Annotated in this window: 18 protein-coding genes; 11 read left to right on the top strand and 7 right to left on the bottom strand. The window is 45.1% G+C overall.

Annotation, left to right across the window (positions count from 1 at the left end; translation table 11 throughout):
* The first annotated feature begins 88 nt into the window (after positions 1-88).
* Together MHN09_RS08335 and MHN09_RS08330 are read left to right on the top strand one after the other, a co-directional pair.
* Positions 89-904: a spondin domain-containing protein gene (locus MHN09_RS08335; RefSeq protein ID WP_039224560.1), complete on the top strand. Its 816-nt coding sequence runs from the start codon at positions 89-91 to the stop codon at positions 902-904.
* Between the two features lie 12 nt (positions 905-916).
* Positions 917-1,765: a spondin domain-containing protein gene (locus MHN09_RS08330; RefSeq protein ID WP_168533647.1), complete on the top strand. Its 849-nt coding sequence runs from the start codon at positions 917-919 to the stop codon at positions 1,763-1,765.
* Positions 1,766-1,950: 185 nt separating this feature from the next.
* Here the strand turns inward: MHN09_RS08330 and MHN09_RS08325 are convergent, their stop codons facing one another.
* The 7 genes from MHN09_RS08325 to rplM form a co-directional block, all read right to left on the bottom strand.
* The gene (locus MHN09_RS08325; RefSeq protein WP_014948334.1) at positions 1,951-2,424 is read right to left on the bottom strand and encodes a ClpXP protease specificity-enhancing factor; all 474 of its coding nucleotides are present in this window, start codon (positions 2,422-2,424) and stop codon (positions 1,951-1,953) included.
* A complete protein-coding gene (sspA, locus tag MHN09_RS08320) occupies positions 2,421-3,053 on the bottom strand; it encodes a stringent starvation protein SspA (protein WP_012517332.1) in 633 nt (210 codons plus the stop codon). The genes MHN09_RS08325 and sspA overlap by 4 nt, the downstream gene beginning before the upstream one ends.
* Before the next feature lie 167 nt (positions 3,054-3,220).
* Positions 3,221-3,955 carry a cytochrome c1 gene (locus tag MHN09_RS08315; protein ID WP_014948333.1) on the bottom strand — a complete coding sequence of 245 codons (735 nt, stop codon included), beginning with the start codon at positions 3,953-3,955 and terminating at the stop codon, positions 3,221-3,223.
* Positions 3,952-5,217 carry a cytochrome bc complex cytochrome b subunit gene (locus tag MHN09_RS08310; RefSeq protein ID WP_014948332.1) on the bottom strand — a complete coding sequence of 422 codons (1,266 nt, stop codon included), beginning with the start codon at positions 5,215-5,217 and terminating at the stop codon, positions 3,952-3,954. The genes MHN09_RS08315 and MHN09_RS08310 overlap by 4 nt, the downstream gene beginning before the upstream one ends.
* A 1-nt stretch (position 5,218) precedes the next feature.
* Positions 5,219-5,851 (bottom strand): ubiquinol-cytochrome c reductase iron-sulfur subunit, encoded by a 633-nt coding sequence (gene petA / locus MHN09_RS08305; RefSeq protein WP_014948331.1) that lies wholly within the window; start codon positions 5,849-5,851, stop codon positions 5,219-5,221.
* Between the two features lie 437 nt (positions 5,852-6,288).
* The gene (gene rpsI, locus MHN09_RS08300; protein WP_014948330.1) at positions 6,289-6,681 is read right to left on the bottom strand and encodes a 30S ribosomal protein S9; all 393 of its coding nucleotides are present in this window, start codon (positions 6,679-6,681) and stop codon (positions 6,289-6,291) included.
* A gap of 12 nt (positions 6,682-6,693) precedes the next feature.
* Entirely contained in the window at positions 6,694-7,122 is a 429-nt protein-coding gene (gene rplM / locus MHN09_RS08295; protein ID WP_014948329.1) for a 50S ribosomal protein L13, read from the bottom strand.
* Between the two features lie 272 nt (positions 7,123-7,394).
* Here rplM and MHN09_RS08290 point away from each other — a divergent pair, with 272 nt between their 5' ends.
* The 9 genes from MHN09_RS08290 (at position 7,395) to MHN09_RS08250 (ending at position 15,427) form a co-directional block, all read left to right on the top strand.
* Positions 7,395-8,291, top strand: a complete 897-nt coding sequence (locus tag MHN09_RS08290) for a hypothetical protein (RefSeq protein ID WP_342339910.1) — start codon at positions 7,395-7,397, stop codon at positions 8,289-8,291.
* Between the two features lie 75 nt (positions 8,292-8,366).
* Positions 8,367-9,032: a response regulator transcription factor gene (locus MHN09_RS08285; RefSeq protein WP_239218707.1), complete on the top strand. Its 666-nt coding sequence runs from the start codon at positions 8,367-8,369 to the stop codon at positions 9,030-9,032.
* A gap of 1 nt (position 9,033) precedes the next feature.
* Positions 9,034-10,323, top strand: a complete 1,290-nt coding sequence (locus tag MHN09_RS08280; RefSeq protein ID WP_239240139.1) for an ATP-binding protein — start codon at positions 9,034-9,036, stop codon at positions 10,321-10,323.
* Positions 10,307-10,672, top strand: coding sequence for a cupredoxin domain-containing protein (locus MHN09_RS08275; protein ID WP_239240137.1), 366 nt, complete (start codon positions 10,307-10,309; stop codon positions 10,670-10,672). The genes MHN09_RS08280 and MHN09_RS08275 overlap by 17 nt, the downstream gene beginning before the upstream one ends.
* A complete protein-coding gene (locus tag MHN09_RS08270) occupies positions 10,662-11,426 on the top strand; it encodes an FTR1 family iron permease (protein ID WP_239240135.1) in 765 nt (254 codons plus the stop codon). Before MHN09_RS08275 ends, MHN09_RS08270 begins: the two co-directional genes overlap by 11 nt.
* Positions 11,423-12,124, top strand: coding sequence for a hypothetical protein (locus MHN09_RS08265; RefSeq protein WP_014975717.1), 702 nt, complete (start codon positions 11,423-11,425; stop codon positions 12,122-12,124). The genes MHN09_RS08270 and MHN09_RS08265 overlap by 4 nt, the downstream gene beginning before the upstream one ends.
* 90 nt (positions 12,125-12,214) lie before the next feature.
* A complete protein-coding gene (locus MHN09_RS08260; RefSeq protein WP_239240133.1) occupies positions 12,215-12,952 on the top strand; it encodes a glycosyltransferase family 2 protein in 738 nt (245 codons plus the stop codon).
* On the top strand, positions 12,942-13,619 hold the full coding sequence (locus tag MHN09_RS08255; RefSeq protein WP_039219683.1) for a VTT domain-containing protein: 678 nt from the start codon (positions 12,942-12,944) through the stop codon (positions 13,617-13,619). The genes MHN09_RS08260 and MHN09_RS08255 overlap by 11 nt, the downstream gene beginning before the upstream one ends.
* Positions 13,620-13,624: 5 nt before the next feature.
* On the top strand, positions 13,625-15,427 hold the full coding sequence (locus MHN09_RS08250) for a glycosyltransferase family 39 protein (RefSeq protein ID WP_232380190.1): 1,803 nt from the start codon (positions 13,625-13,627) through the stop codon (positions 15,425-15,427).
* Positions 15,428-15,453 lie beyond the last annotated feature (26 nt).

Genomic DNA, 15,453 nt, shown 5'->3' with positions numbered 1-15,453 from the left:
TGTGCGTTTTGTGAAAGTTCTGTGATGAATTGGACATTTTACTGCCCTAAATTTTTATGCGATTTAAGCCATAAATAAGGACAATAAAATGAAATTCACTAAACTTGCTAGCGCAACGCTTTTGTCGCTAGCAGCAGTATCAGTAAGCCAAGCTGTCACTTTAGACATTGAAATTACCAACCTGACTCAGGCGCAGAGTTTTACGCCGCGCTTAGTCATAGCTCACGATGACACCGTCGATGCCTTTGAAGTTGGGCAACCTGCGTCATCAGCTCTAGCGTGGTTAGCTGAAGCTGGTGTTATTGACGACGAACAAAATGCTGATTCAAGCGGCGCAAACTTTGAAGCGTTACTCGGCCCTGTTGATACCGACAATGGTTCAAATACGTGGCACCGTTTTGGCGGACTTCTCGCGCCGAAAGCTACGTTAAGCTATCCCTTCGATACTATGGACAAGCCATATCTTTCGCTACTTTCCATGCTAATACCTACTAACGACGCTTTTGTTGGTATGGACAGTATTGAAATTCCAACCGAGCCGGGTACCTACACTTATTACCTTAATGCATACGATGCCGGTACTGAGCTTAACGATGAACTAAATAGTGCCCGTACAGATGTTGTTGAAGCTGGGACCGGAAATGCGCTGGGTGGATATGGCGTACCGGGTGTTGCCGGTGGCGGCGCTCCAACTCGTATTGTTGATTTGGGTACAGGTGGCACGGGTGTGGGTGCACAAATCGTTAATGGCGAAATTGAAGATGGTGAAGATGGCCCAGTACACATCCACCGCAATGCGCTTGGTGATACTGATAGCGCCGCTGGTGCCAGTGATCTGGACTCTACCGTACACCGTTGGTTGAACCCAGTAGCACGTGTAGTTATTACTGTTCCTGCATCTTAAGGAGCCAATACGATGAATAATCCAATAATTAAACTCAGTACATTATTGATGCTTTCAGCACTTCTTGCTGCCTGCGGCGACGATGGTGATACAGGCCCTCAAGGACCAGCGGGTCCGCAGGGGGAAGCAGGTACTGACGGACAAGATGGTACGGATGGTCAAGACGGTTCGGACGGACAAGACGGTATTAACGGTAATTCAGCGGTTTATACCGTACAAATTACCAACTTAACCTACTCTCAGCCCTTTGCACCTGCCGCCGTCATATTGCATGAGTCAGGCTTCCATTCATTTAATGAAGGCGAGCCAGCCAGCATGGGCATTGAAATAATGGCTGAAGGCGGTGACCCGTCTATGGTCATTACTGAAGCCATGGACTCCACGGACTTTTTGGATGCGCAAAACTCTGGGGGCATATTGGGTCCTCGCTCAATGGGCGCAGAACTAACTCTTGTGGTTCCTGAACTCGATGCTGATGACCTGCGCCTTACGTTGACGACCATGCTGGTCAACACCAACGACGCATTCACCGGCTTAAACGCTGCGAATGTAAGCAACATGGCGGTTGGTGATAAAAAAACGTTCATGACAGTGACTTGGGATGCGGGTACAGAAGCAAACACAGAAACCGCGGCAACTATGCCAGGCCCTGCCGCTAGTGCAGCGGGTGGCGGCGGAGAAGCTGCGGGCTATGATGTGGTGAGGGATGATCTTGCCGATGCAGTAAGACTTCACCAAGGTGTAGTCACTAGTGCAAACGCTGACGACCCAAGCCGTGAGGGCCTGTCTACATCGGTACTAACCGAAGCCCATCGCTTTGATTTCCCAACGAGCCGCGTGGTGATAACCCGAACCCGTTAAATGGTCAAACGCAGTACCACGTGAAAGCGCCCTATTACGCAGGTAATGGGGTGTTTTTACTTTTGTGCGAAGGGGGAACCGGAGATAAAATTTAACGGGAATAAGAAAGATAAGCGCTGGCTTTGCTGAGTAGATAAACTTCACAAAACCAGGCTAATACGTTATTTGATAAGCTATTTAATAAGTTACTTAATAACTTTGAGGGTAGGCTTACCCTTCTTAGGTGGAACAGGTGCGTCTTTCACGTCGCTTGCATCAGCATCTTCCAGCGACGTCGGGCCGCTAGGTTGAGAAACATCTTCAGATGTTTCTGGACGCTCTTGCTGCGCACGAGCCACATCTTCTTCAGTGGCGAATACTGTACCTGCACCATTTTCCCTTGCGTAAATAGCCATTACCGCTTCACAAGGCATACTTAATCTTCTAGGTTGCCCAGAGAAGCGCGCTTGAAACGATAAGCCATCTAAATCAAGAGAAAAGTTAACACACGCACTAGGCGATACGTTTAAAACGATCTGACCGTCTTTAACGAATTCCTGCGGCACTTCAACTAACTCGTTGGTTGCATCTACCACAATGTACGGCGTTAAGTCGTTATCAACAATCCACTCATAAAAAGCCCTAAGCAAATAGGGCTGGTTTGACGTCATAGATGTCATAGCGGGTTGTGGATCTCACGCTCTTGGTCAGTCAAAGACGCTTTAAATGAGCTACGAGAGAAAATACGGTTCATGTAAGCGTTAATTTCTTTGCTGCCAGCACCGTTTAGTTCAATACCTAGTGCAGGTAAACGCCATAATAGCGGAGCAAGGTAGCAATCAACTAAGCTGAACTCTTCGCTCATAAAGTAAGGCATTTCACCAAATACAGGCGCAAGAGATAGCAAAGCCTCACGCAGCTCATTACGTGCTGCTTCTACATCACCTTCGCCACGGAAAATACGGGCAGCAAGCGAGTACCAGTCTTGCTCGATGCGGTGCATCATAAGGCGGCTCTGACCACGTGATACTGGGTAAACCGGCATAAGTGGTGGATGAGGGAAACGCTCATCAAGGTATTCCATGATGATGTGCGACTTGTAAAGTACAAGCTCGCGATCAACTAGAGTTGGAACAGTACCGTAAGGGTTAAGCTCCAACAGATCTTCAGACAAGTTGCTAGGATCTGTGTAGCTGATTTCAACACCCACACCTTTTTCTGCCAACACAATACGCACCTGGTGGCTATAAATATCAATTGTGTCAGAGAACAACGTCATAATAGAACGTTTATTCGCGGCTACGGCCATTCAATTTCCTCCGTCGAGAAACAAGTTTACGCTTACAAACGGTAAGCTTATTACGTTAACTCGTGCTACCTGAAGACCCTATTTATTAGGATTTTCAGATAGCACGAGTAAATACCAAAAAAGGGGGCGAGAAGCCCCCTTTTCATATTATACATAAATCTGTGCGATTAGTGCACTTCTCGCCAGTATTCTTTCTTCAGTAAGTAAACAAATACAAACAATACTGCGATAAAGATAAGTACCCACTTACCGATTTTGTGAGATTCAAGTTTAGAAGGCTCACCTGTGTACTCTAGGAAGTTCACGATATCGGCAACAGCTTGGTCGTACTCGTCAGGAGACATTGCGCCAGTACCATCTGACTTAATGCCTACATAACGCTTAACCATTTCGCCATCAACCATTTGCTCTTCATAAGTACGTGTTGGCGTACCTTGAAGTGGTTGAAGTACGTGTGGCATACCTACTTCAGGGAATACTGTGTTGTTCACACCAAATGGGCGGCTTTCGTCAACATAGAAAGAGCGCAGGTAAGTGTAAATCCAGTCTTCGCCACGAACACGAGCCACTAGCGTTAGGTCTGGTGGAGCAGCACCGAACCAGCCAGCAGCGGCTTCTTCTGGCATTGCACGAGTAATGTAGTCAGACACTTTTTCACCCGTGAACTGCAGGTATTCTTGACCTAGTTCGTCAGGAATACCCAAGTCTTGGAATGAACGCTGATAGCGCTGATACTTCATTGAGTGACAGCCTAAGCAGTAGTTCATGAACAATTGTGCACCGCGTTGTAAAGACGCCTTATCGGTTAAATCGATAGGCGCTTTATCTAGGTGTACGTTCCCGCCTGCCGCAAGCGCTACGCCAGGTAGGAAGAAGGCTAAAAAGCACATCATTTTTTTCATTTAGAAATCCTCTCTGGCACAGGTTTAGTGTTTTCGTTTTTGCTGTACAAGAACAGTGCTACGAAGAAACCGAAGTACATTACCGTTGCAACTTGCGACGCAATGATTTTCCAGTTTTCTTGCGGTGTACCACCTAGGTAACCTAGGAAGATAAACACAATTGCAAACACGATAAGGTTTACTTTGTGTAGGCCACAACGATAGCGCCATGACTTAACACGACCACGGTCTAACCAAGGCAGAGCAAATAGCGCAGCAATTGCACCGAACATTGCTAATACACCGAATAGCTTATCAGGTACCGCTTTTAGTACCGCGTAGAACGGTGTGAAGTACCAAACAGGGAAGATATGCTCTGGTGTTTTAAGTGGGTTAGCAATTTCAAAGTTAGGGTGCTCTAGGAATTTACCGCCCATTTCAGGGGCAAAGAACAGCACGTAAGTGAACAATGCTAAGAATACACAGAACGCCACAAGGTCTTTAAGTACGATGTGTGGGAAGAACGGCAATACGTCATCAGCAATGTCGTACTTGCTTGTGTAGTATTCATGAATTTCATACTTCGTCTTTTCAGACTCAGGTAGTGAACCTTTCTTGTGCTTGATAGCGATACCATCAGGGTTGTTAGAACCCACTTCGTGAAGTGCAATAATGTGAAGGAACACAAGAATAACGATAACCAACGGCAACGCAATAACGTGTAATGCGAAGAAGCGGTTTAGTGTTGCGCCAGAGATAACGTAGTCACCTTGTAGCCAGATAACAAGGTCAGGACCAACAACAGGAATAGCACCAAATAGTGATACGATTACCTGCGCACCCCAGTAAGACATTTGTCCCCAAGGTAGAACGTAACCCATGAAAGCTTCTGCCATAAGCGCTAGGTAAATAAACATACCAAACACCCATAGAAGCTCACGAGGCTTCTGGTAAGAGCCGTAAATCATGCCACGGAACATGTGTAGATATACCACAATAAAGAACGCTGATGCGCCAGTACTGTGCATGTAACGAATGATCCAACCGTAGTCGATCTCACGCATGATGTATTCAACAGAAGCAAATGCGCCTTCTGAAGATGGAACGAAGTTCATGGTCAACCAAATACCAGTAACAATCTGGTTTACCAAAACAATAGTTGCTAGAAAACCGAACACATACCAGAAGTTCATGTTCTTTGGAGCAGGATATTGAAGAGCGTGCATATTCGCAACGCGCATCATTGGGATGCGTTCTTCAATCCAACCTAGGAAAGCATTCATATTACACGGCCTCCGCTTCTGAACCGATGATGATGTTATTGTCATCAACGAATTGATATGGCGGTACAACCAGGTTCAACGGTGCAGGAACGTTTTGGAATACACGTCCAGCCATGTCGAATTTCGAACCGTGGCACGGGCAGAAGAATCCATCTGGAACGCCTTCAACCACTTCTTCAAATGCACCGTCTTTAAGATGCTGTGGAGAACAACCCAGGTGAGTACAGATACCAACAAGGATAAGGTACTCTTCCTTCATTGAACGGAAACGGTTTTGAGCAAACGCAGGCTGCTGCTCAGCTTCAGAGTTAGGATCTTTCAGCTTATCTTCGTGCGCGCCTAGTTCTTCAAGAATTTCAGGCGTACGACGTACAATCCACACAGGCTTGCTTCGCCACATCACACGTACTAACTGTCCAGGCTCAATCCCGCTGATATCTACTTCAACGTCAGCACCGGCGGCTTTCGCTTTGGCGCTTGGATTCCAGGACGCAATAAAAGGCACAGCAGCACCAACGACACCTACACCACCAACTACCGACGTGGCAACGGTCAAGAACCGACGACGAGTGTTGTTTTCTGGCTGGTTTTCATTGTGTGCAGACTCTGTTGCATCTACAGATACATTGCTCATCCACATTTCTCCAGGTTTGGATAATTATGATGTGTAACCCAAGCTTATACTGGTTTTATCACGCTTGCGTCATGCATCATATGGCTTGTCATGACAGCGACGTAACAGTAAAAATTTACTGGTTTACGAGGTCACGAAAGTTTTCAAAATTTTCGACCGCAAATGATAAAAGAAAAGCCCTTATAAACACAAGGTTTTACTGATATTTAAGCGATAATTTAATTCAAAAGGTGTGTTTAGGTTTAGTGAGGGAAAGGCCTAAAATCAAGGTTTTGAAGAATATTTGGTTAGATAACACCAGCAAATTAAACCTTTGTTATGAATTGTAGAGGCTTGAAGACTTTACTGAATGTGGGACGCAGGCAACTTGTAATAGAAAAAAAGCAATAAAAAACCCGGCATAAGCCGGGTTTTTGAAAATACAAAAAACGTAAAAATTAACGCTTTGAGAATTGTGGACGCTTACGCGCTTTGTGTAGACCAACTTTCTTACGTTCAACGCGACGTGCGTCACGAGTAACGAAGCCAGCTTTACGAAGTGCTGGACGTAGTGCTTCATCATACTCCATAAGAGCACGAGTAAGACCGTGACGGATTGCACCCGCTTGACCGTTAGAACCACCACCTTTAACAGTGATGTATACGTCAAACTTTTCAGTCATTTCAACAAGTTCAAGTGGCTGACGAACAACCATGCACTCTGTTTCACGACCAAAGTACTCGTCAAGAGCGCGTTGGTTTACTTTAATGCTACCTGTGCCTGGACGTAGGAACACACGAGCAGTAGAACTTTTGCGGCGGCCTGTGCCGTAGTATTGAGTATCTGCCATGTTAATAGCTCCTTAAATGTCCAAAACTTGTGGTTGCTGTGCGGTGTGCTTGTGCTCTGCACCTGCGTAAACTTTCATTTTACGGAACATTGCGCGACCTAGAGGGCCTTTTGGCAACATGCCTTTAACTGCTTTTTCAATAACCATTTCTGGCTTGTGAGCAATTAGTTTTTCAAAGTTTGTCTCTTTAAGACCACCTGGGTAACCAGAGTGCGCATAGTACATTTTGTCTTGCGCTTTACGGCCTGTTACCGCAACTTTTTCAGCATTGATTACTACGATGTAATCACCAGTGTCCACGTGAGGTGTGTACTCTGGCTTGTGCTTACCACGAAGGCGTAGTGCGATTTCAGAAGCCAAACGGCCTAGAGTTTTGTCTGTGGCGTCTACCACATACCAGTCACGTTGTACCGTTTCTGGCTTAGCAACAAAAGTTTTCATTTTCAAATTCACCCGAATAATATCGTCGTTACTGATTTCTGAACACCAGAAATCACCTTAAAATCAACACAATGACCCCTTCGAGCCGGCTGATTCTTCCACCTTCCCAAAGGTGGGCGTAACTGGGCAGGGCGCGAATTATACAGGAATTGAAGGAAATGCGAACCCCTAAGAACAAAAAATATGGATAAAATTCCATCATCTGCCGATGACATAGAAACCGATTTGAGGTAACGTCAAAACGTTATATTTGGAACCGTTATAAAAACAAAATGAAAATGTCTCGCTTCGTAGCTTCAATGATGATGCTACACACGCTACTTATGGCCAGTGTTAATGCTGAGGAGTTAGTATATACACGTGCGTTTGCCGATGATGATTATGGAAGTTATCACGTAGCTGTACTCAGTGCAGTTATCGCAGCAACACCAGAATACGGTGATGTTGCTTTAACCCCTCACCCCCATCCTATGAGTCAGAGTCGTCAGCTTGTTACTTTGCTAAAAGGCGATGCGGATGTAATGTGGAGTGTCACCAACAGTAACCGAGAGCAGCGTCTTCTGCCCATTAAGTTACCACTGCTGAAAGGTTATTCAGGTTATCGCGTATTGGTGATTAACCCTTCTGAGCAGTCCAGTTTCGCCCAACAAACCGGCGAAGCATTAAAGCAATCAACCATGGTTCAAGGCGCAGACTGGCCAGATTTAAGTGTACTTAAAGCAAATGGCTATAACGTAAGTGGTGAAGATTGGAGCCTTTGGTTCCATTCTATGTACTCGATGGTAGATAGGGGGCTAGTTGACGCTTTCCCCAGAAATATCATTGAAGTACACCGCGATTTAGAACGCCACAAAGATAAGCATGTCTCTTTAGAGCAGTTCCACCTATTAAAATACCCCAACTATGAGTACTTTTTTGTTAGCCCAGATAACCCTGCCCTCGCGAATAGATTGAGATTAGGTCTTGTCAGGATTCTAGATGATGGAGAACTCGAACGTATCTTCGATAGCTTCGAAGGGCACAGAAAAGCAGAAATGCTTGCCGATGCTGAAAGTAGAAAAATTCACGAGCTCGGCAACCCAACAATACCTTACAAACTAGATTATGCGCGGTGGGACAAATACAAAGATTTAGCAATACGCGCGCTCGAAAAAGAGATGTCAGAGTAAAACACTAAGCACTTAAGGTTTTCTTAAGGTCTCTCGTTTAGTGTTTTGATTTGTTTTTTTATCAATGAGTTTTTTATGCGTGTACTGCTTGTAGAGGACGATAGGCCGTTGTCTGACGCCCTCGCCCTTTCACTAAAGAATGCCAACTTCACGGTAGACTGTGTTTATTCAGGCGCAGATGCTCTTGCAACACTTAGAGCGGGCCAAAGTGACATTGTCATTCTTGACTTGGGTTTACCCGACACTGATGGCCTCGACGTACTAAAATCTATTCGAAAGAAAAACGCAACGCTTCCTGTGTTGATATTAACTGCACGGGATAAAACACTAGACAAAATCTCTGGCTTAGATGCAGGCGCCGACGACTACTTACCTAAACCATTTGAAATAGAAGAACTGTTAGCTAGGATTAGAGTACTTGAGCGTCGTCTGAGCACAGCATCTCACACCATTGTTAGTGTTAAGAATGTCAGCCTTGATACTGCCCATCATACGCTTACTATCGACAATCAAAACGTTCACTTACCTCGACGTGAACTCATGCTACTAAAAGCGCTTATTGAAAACGCAGGGCGCATACTGAGTAAAGATCAGCTGGAAAATAAACTTTATGAGTGGGGAGAGGAAGTGTCAAGCAACACAATAGAAGTACACGTGAGTAATTTGCGTAAGAAAATGCCTCCTGAGTTTATTAAGACTATTCGAGGCGTCGGTTATTGCATTTCAAAATCGGGGGAGTGAATTGTCTTCAATTCGCCGCTTTCTAATTCTTACACTGATCAGCGCGCTTGTTTTAGTGATATTTAGTGCAGCACTTAAAGGCTACCGCGCAACGCTGGGTATATCGAATACCTTGTTAGATAACGAGTTAGTTGAGCTATCCCGCGCAATCTCATATGTAGATAGCGGCACCCGCACACAGCAACAGACACTTTTCTTCCAAGTATGGAGACAAGGTAAGCTGGCCAGCTCATCTACTGATGCGTTAAGCACGCCATTAACCAGCTTCTCCGAGGGCTTTTCTGAAGTAAACGCACTGGGTACACGCTGGCGGGTACATACCCGGTTTAACCCGAATAATGATAGCTGGTATATGGTGGCTCAACCCGTAAGTAGTCGCTTTACTTTAACTGACTCGCTAACTGTAGCCGCCATCACCCCTTTTATAATTAGTGTGCCTATTCTTGCACTCATTCTCTTTTTTGGCATTACTTGGGGACTATCGCCGTTAAAACACCTATCAAAACTCCTTGCCAGCCGACAGGGTAATGATTTTTCTACCATTGCGTTATCCCGTGAGCCCAGTGAACTTAGCCCTGTTGTTAGTACGTTAAACACTATGTTCACGCGACTAAATTCAGCGTTCGAACGAGAGCAGCAATTCGCATCAAACGCAGCGCATGAGCTTAGAACTCCGCTCAGCGTGATGAAAATAAACATTCACAATATAGCGAACGAGTTAGGTGAAAAAGGCCACGTGTTAGCTCCGCTCAAAGCAGACACTGACAGAATGATCCACGCGGTAAATCAATTCCTTTTGCTTACTCGCACCAGCCCAGAAACGTTTGCAGAACAGCGAGAACCTGTAAATGTGCACGTGGTCGCGCAAGAGGTAATTAGTGACCTATACGGCGCTATTGAAAATAAAAACCAAGAGATAGCACTGGAAGGAGAAGAGGCCTGGTTGCTAAGTTCTCAATTTGTCCTTTACACCTTGCTTCAGAACTTAGTGAGCAATGCGAGTAAATACTCGCCTAGCGGTGCACAAATAATAATTAGGATTGAACGACGGAAAGACGAGCTTATTTTAAGCGTATGCGATTCTGGGCCAGGCATCCCTGCTGACCAGCGCGCTGTCGTGCTAAACCGGTTCAAAAGAGCATCTAACAGCTCCCCTCACTCGGGAAGCGGCTTGGGGCTAGCCATTGTAGAACAAATCGTTGTATTACACGGGGCTGAGCTCTCTTTAGATGAAAGTTCGCTCGGGGGATTAGAAGTTAGGGTGGCATTTTCCAATGACTACATACTCTAAGATTTCTTTATTCTGCTTTTCAGCCCTTTGTGCATTTTATACGCCCCTTGCGTTCGCCTTACCTGAAGTGGTGGTGGAAATTAAAGAGCACTTATTCTTTCCTCAGGAAGTGATTGTGCCTGCAGGGCAAAAAGTAAAGCTAACCTTTGTCAATTTCGATGATACTCCCGAAGAAATAGATAGCTTTTCGTTGAACAGAGAAAAAGTGATATTTGCGAAAAGCCGAGGGACCATCTTTATTGGCCCATTAAAAGCCGGTGAGTATCCTTTTTTTGGCGAGTTTCATCCTAATAGCGCCGTAGGAAAGGTAATAGTTAAAAACAAAGAGGACATGCTGGATGCTAATTAATACTGTCGTTCTCTTCTTGCGTGACACCTTGCCCATATTCCTGCTCATTAGTGTATTGCTGGCGCTGCCGCGTGTGTCTACGCTTGCCGTTGCGTGGCGGGTGTTGCTGCTGGTATTGCTCGCTGTATTTACCTACCCCAAGCTAGGACTGGTATCGCAGCTATCAGAAGGTGCCGGATTTGAGTATCTCAAATCAATACTGTTTTTTATTGCGTGGTTGGGTATGTGCCTTGTTGTACTTTTGCCGTCACGTATCTCAAATAGGTTCAGTCTAGGCCTCACCCTGCTAGTAATAGGTATTGGCTTACCCAATTCGCTGCACTTTTTAGTTTATTTTGTTTCCGAGTTATCACGTAATAGTGATAGTACGTTATTGCTCTTGGGCACTATTATTGGTCTGGGTATAAGTATTAGCATCGCGATTCTACTTAATATTTTGCTCACCCATTTTGTTAGCAAGCGAGCAACATACTTTTTTGCAACCACATTTGTGGCAGCTCAAACCGCTAATATCGCATTACTATTGGAACAAACTGACACCTTCCCATCGCCAAGGCAGCTATGGGATAGCAGCACAATAATTAGCGACAATAGCGAATATGGTCATCTTCTGAATTCTCTCGTTGGCTATGAGGCTACGCCCTCGACGAGCTATTTATTGGTGTTTTTCTTCGCACTTATCGTGCCTAATTTAATTGCTTTCTTTTCTTCAAAAAAGAGATTCTCTGATGAAATTCAGGAGGTCGCACAGTGAGACGTTTTCTCCTTACTGCTATCGCATTATGCGCCGTGTTTTCAAGTAACGGTTATGCAGATAATTTTACCGTAGATAAGGTTTATCACCCTTATGTATTACCCTTTGAACGTGAGTTTGAGTGGCGACTTACCTCAAGACAAAATGACGATGGCAATGTTTTAATGCAACGCTTCTCATTCGGCCATGCACTTTCAGAATTTATGATCCTCGAGACATACCTTGTCGGTGCGCGGGATGAAAATGAAGATTTTGGCTTAGAAAGCTACGAAGTAGAGTTACGCTGGATGATGACTGAACAAGGGCGATACTGGGCTGATTGGGCAACGCTGTTTGAGCTGGAAAAGCAGCACAATACCGATGACTGGGAAGTTAAAGCGGGGATATTAACAGAAAAAGAATTTGGCCAATTCAGTTTAACAACTAACGTTAGCTTGGTGTACGAGTGGGGTCAAACTGTTGAGAATGAATGGGAAAGCGAATTTAAAGCCAAGTTTAGGTATCGCTGGATCCCTGAAGTACAACCTGGATTGGAAGTGTATGTAGCAGAGGACTTTATCGGGGTTGGTCCAGCATTCATGGGTATAAAACGCTTTGACCGACAGAAGCAGTTAAAATGGGAACTGGGCTTTATTGCTGGACTAAATGGTGACAGTAAAGATCACACACTTCGCATGTCCTTGGAATACGAATTTTAATGCAAGTTTGTACTTTAGCGCCTAACTTAAGCTTTCCTTAAGGTTCAACATTTAAAGTGCACGTCATTCGATGATTTACCAAATATTCTTATGCACCAGTTTGACGTCAGTGTTGTTTTACCTGCTAAAAATGAAGCCAAAAACCTTTCTGCTTTGTTACGAGAAATTGCAGAAGTGGTTCCAAGTACAACGACAGAAATTATTGTTGTTGATGACGGTAGCAGCGACGACTCCCTAGCCTTGCTGCATAACCTTTCAAGCACCTTGCCGGTAAGTTGTCGTGTCATCGTCCACCCTATGAGCTGCGGTCAAAGCACTTCGGTTTTTCACGGCGTTTTACAGGCAAAAGGAAAGTGGATCATCACCCTTGATGCTGATGGGCAAAACGATCCTGCTGATATACCGCGACTTATTCGCGCAGCTAAAGACACTAATACAGTGCACTTCTGCGTTATCGGACATCGTAAAAAGCGAAAAGATACCCCGTGGAAGCGATTTCAGTCTAAAGTTGCCAATCGTGTTCGCCAGTGGATCCTGCAGGACGACACACCAGACACGGGCTGTGGCTTGAAACTCCTCCCAAGAAGTACCTTTTTACTTTTGCCCTACTTCGACCATATGCACCGATATATTCCCGCTTTAACTAAAAGGCTTGGGGGAGAAGTGGTATGTGTATCGGTTAATCATCGCGCGCGCTTAGAAGGTAAATCAAATTACACAGCGTGGAATCGTGGCTGGGCAGGGATCATCGATATGCTTGGCGTCAGATGGCTAATGTACAGAAACAAACTTAATCACATTGCCAGCGGAATTGGTCATGAAGACTAATCTTCGCCGCCTCAAAAGCTTCATACAGTTTTTCATCGGGGCAGCAAGCATCGCGCTTATCTGCTATGTGTCGCTTGAGGTCACTGGTGAAGTATGGAAGCACGGTGATGATACAGATTGGTTGAATGCCTATATTTCAAATTTAAATTGGCAATCGCTGTGCATGATACTGAGTGGTTGTGTTGTACTTTTAACCATGGGTTTTCCCCGTCAGGCTGTCAGTTTTTTTTGCGGAGTGGGCTTTGGCGCATTGCAGGGAGGATTAATTGCCTTGTTGCTAACGGTATTGTCAGCATGTATAGCCTATGCATTAGCAAATGGCCCTCTGCGCTCACTTGCCGTCCGTCTTTTAGGTACAAAATTAAAGCCTGTTGAAAACAAACTGGCCAAACGCAGTTTTCGCAATGTGCTAATTGTTCGTTTATTCCCTGTTGGCTCCAACCTAATCACAAACGCCGTCGCAGGTGTGCTAAGCGTTCCGTTTGTCCCGTTTATTGCTGCAAGTGCAATCGGCTTTGCGCCTCAAACTTTTTTATTTACCTTGCTTGGAAGCGGTTCTCGATTTGTCAGTTCCCTCGAACAGCCTTTACAAATTGGTGGCTTAATCATTAGCCTTCTTCTACTTCTATCCTTATCAGGCATTGCTCGTAGGAGTGAGCCGTCGTGAGGCTTATGCTTAATTCAAATAGCCATGCCTCTACCCTGTTCTTTTTTGCCTGTGCTCTGATATTTGTTGGTCTGGGTTTCAGAGATGCTTGGCCCCCCGATGAGCCTCGATTCGCATTGGTCGCAAAAGAGATGGTGAACAGCGGACAGTGGCTTGTGCCCATGCGCGGTGGCGAAATTTATCCAGACAAGCCCCCTGTGTTTATGTGGTGTATTGCCTTCTTTTACCTTATTACGGGTAGCCTAAAGGTGGCTATGCTCCTGCCTAACGCTATCGCAAGCCTTGTCACTTTGGGGTTAACCTACAAGCTATCGCTAAGACTTGCCAATGAAAAAGCGGCAATGTTGAGTATGCTCGTACTTCTACTGAGCCCTCAGTTTCTTATTCAAGCCAAATTCGCTCAAATAGATGCCCTTGTCGCCTGCTTTATTTGGATTGGCGTCTACGGACTCATTCAGCACTTTTATGTGCATGTTAATTGGCGGTGGTACTTTGCAGCATGGTTCTTTATGGGGCTTGGGATCATAACCAAAGGCGTTGGCTTTTTACCTGTTCTTTTATTTATCCCCATTGCATTTTTCGCATTTACCAGCGGCTCACATCGCGGCAAGTGGTCATTGGGCATGTTGTTTGGCCCCTTAATCATGCTATCAGTTGTGGCGATGTGGCTTGCACCTCTGCTTTATCTTGGTTTGATAAAACAAGAGCCTCAAATACAACAATACTTGTCGAACATTTTGTTTAAACAAACGGCTGAGCGATATGCCAATGCCTGGCACCACATAGAGCCCTGGTATTACTATATTGTTGAAGTTATTCCTGTATTTTGGATAACTCCAATTGCCATACTTGTATCAAAAGCTAAGTCGTTAAAAAATGTACTTACTCACAACCCCGCTTACTCATCCTTGTTGATATGGGTAATATTGGTTGTCATTTTCTTTAGTATCAGCCCAGGTAAACGTGGTGTTTATGTGCTACCGGCACTGCCTGCGTTGAGTATGCTTGCAGGTCTGGTACTTGCGAATTCGACTGTATCAAGAGGATTGATGCTTTTTGCGCGCGCAGTTACTTCGTTAATCTCTGCCGTTTTATTGATTGCTGGCTTAGCACTGCTTTTTCACGAGCCCACCGCTGTTAAGCTTATGACGCGCTTTGACAGCGACAGCGAAACCCTTGTTCGTTTAAGCATTGTATTACTTGTACTCGGTTTCGCTGGGCTTTGTACTCATATTGTCTACTATGTTTACAATAAAAAGCGCAACGCAGGGGATGGAGAATTACTCGCCCGCCAATTACTGGCATGGCTTTTCATTTTAACTGTAATTCCTTCCACATTCGGTGCATGGCTGCTAAACGACTACCGTACTCCCCGTATAGTCCTTCAAAATGCAGAAAGCCAAATAAGTAATATGTTGACGAAGGATTCAACTGCCTTCGAGGTAGGGATAGTCAGCTTTAAAGAACAGTATTTGCTTTATTCACCCTTTGAAATGGCTCATTTTGGTTACCATACTCCGAAAGAAGTAGAAAACGGTACAGCGTGGGCTTGGTTGACCGATACTTCCGAGCCTTCCCGCGAGCAGACAAAGATTTCAGGCCAGCGGGTTAGACCTCCAATACGTCAACGCTTTCTGTTAGTTCCAAGTGACTACAAATTTCAGTGTGTAGACTTATCACAAGCCACTTCACTGGGCGTAGCCCACCGTGACGAATGGTTATTGCTTCCTGCCACTGCTGCGAACGCTACCTGTGATTTACCGGCTAACGGCCCAGTTTTTAATAGCTATGACGGCTCAAGCGATTAATTAGCTTGGGCGTTCTTAACATTTTG

Source organism: Alteromonas sp. MmMcT2-5 (assembly GCF_022348315.1).
GTDB lineage: Bacteria > Pseudomonadota > Gammaproteobacteria > Enterobacterales > Alteromonadaceae > Alteromonas > Alteromonas macleodii.
This window is presented reverse-complemented; position numbering and strand designations above follow the sequence as displayed.

What these genes read in the sequence shown, in the direction of transcription:
- MHN09_RS08330 (WP_168533647.1), top strand. Translation starts at nt 917, where the DNA reads ATGAATAATCCAATAATTAAACTCAGTACATTATTGATGCTTTCAGCA.
- MHN09_RS08290 (WP_342339910.1), top strand. Translation starts at nt 7,395, where the DNA reads ATGAAAATGTCTCGCTTCGTAGCTTCAATGATGATGCTACACACGCTA.
- MHN09_RS08315 (WP_014948333.1), bottom strand. Translation starts at nt 3,955, where the DNA reads ATGAAAAAAATGATGTGCTTTTTAGCCTTCTTCCTACCTGGCGTAGCG.
- MHN09_RS08250 (WP_232380190.1), top strand. Translation starts at nt 13,625, where the DNA reads ATGCTTAATTCAAATAGCCATGCCTCTACCCTGTTCTTTTTTGCCTGT.
- sspA (WP_012517332.1), bottom strand. Translation starts at nt 3,053, where the DNA reads ATGGCCGTAGCCGCGAATAAACGTTCTATTATGACGTTGTTCTCTGAC.
- MHN09_RS08260 (WP_239240133.1), top strand. Translation starts at nt 12,215, where the DNA reads ATGCACCAGTTTGACGTCAGTGTTGTTTTACCTGCTAAAAATGAAGCC.
- petA (WP_014948331.1), bottom strand. Translation starts at nt 5,851, where the DNA reads ATGAGCAATGTATCTGTAGATGCAACAGAGTCTGCACACAATGAAAAC.
- MHN09_RS08255 (WP_039219683.1), top strand. Translation starts at nt 12,942, where the DNA reads ATGAAGACTAATCTTCGCCGCCTCAAAAGCTTCATACAGTTTTTCATC.
- MHN09_RS08310 (WP_014948332.1), bottom strand. Translation starts at nt 5,217, where the DNA reads ATGAATGCTTTCCTAGGTTGGATTGAAGAACGCATCCCAATGATGCGC.
- MHN09_RS08335 (WP_039224560.1), top strand. Translation starts at nt 89, where the DNA reads ATGAAATTCACTAAACTTGCTAGCGCAACGCTTTTGTCGCTAGCAGCA.
- rpsI (WP_014948330.1), bottom strand. Translation starts at nt 6,681, where the DNA reads ATGGCAGATACTCAATACTACGGCACAGGCCGCCGCAAAAGTTCTACT.
- MHN09_RS08285 (WP_239218707.1), top strand. Translation starts at nt 8,367, where the DNA reads ATGCGTGTACTGCTTGTAGAGGACGATAGGCCGTTGTCTGACGCCCTC.
- MHN09_RS08275 (WP_239240137.1), top strand. Translation starts at nt 10,307, where the DNA reads ATGACTACATACTCTAAGATTTCTTTATTCTGCTTTTCAGCCCTTTGT.
- rplM (WP_014948329.1), bottom strand. Translation starts at nt 7,122, where the DNA reads ATGAAAACTTTTGTTGCTAAGCCAGAAACGGTACAACGTGACTGGTAT.
- MHN09_RS08270 (WP_239240135.1), top strand. Translation starts at nt 10,662, where the DNA reads ATGCTAATTAATACTGTCGTTCTCTTCTTGCGTGACACCTTGCCCATA.
- MHN09_RS08325 (WP_014948334.1), bottom strand. Translation starts at nt 2,424, where the DNA reads ATGACATCTATGACGTCAAACCAGCCCTATTTGCTTAGGGCTTTTTAT.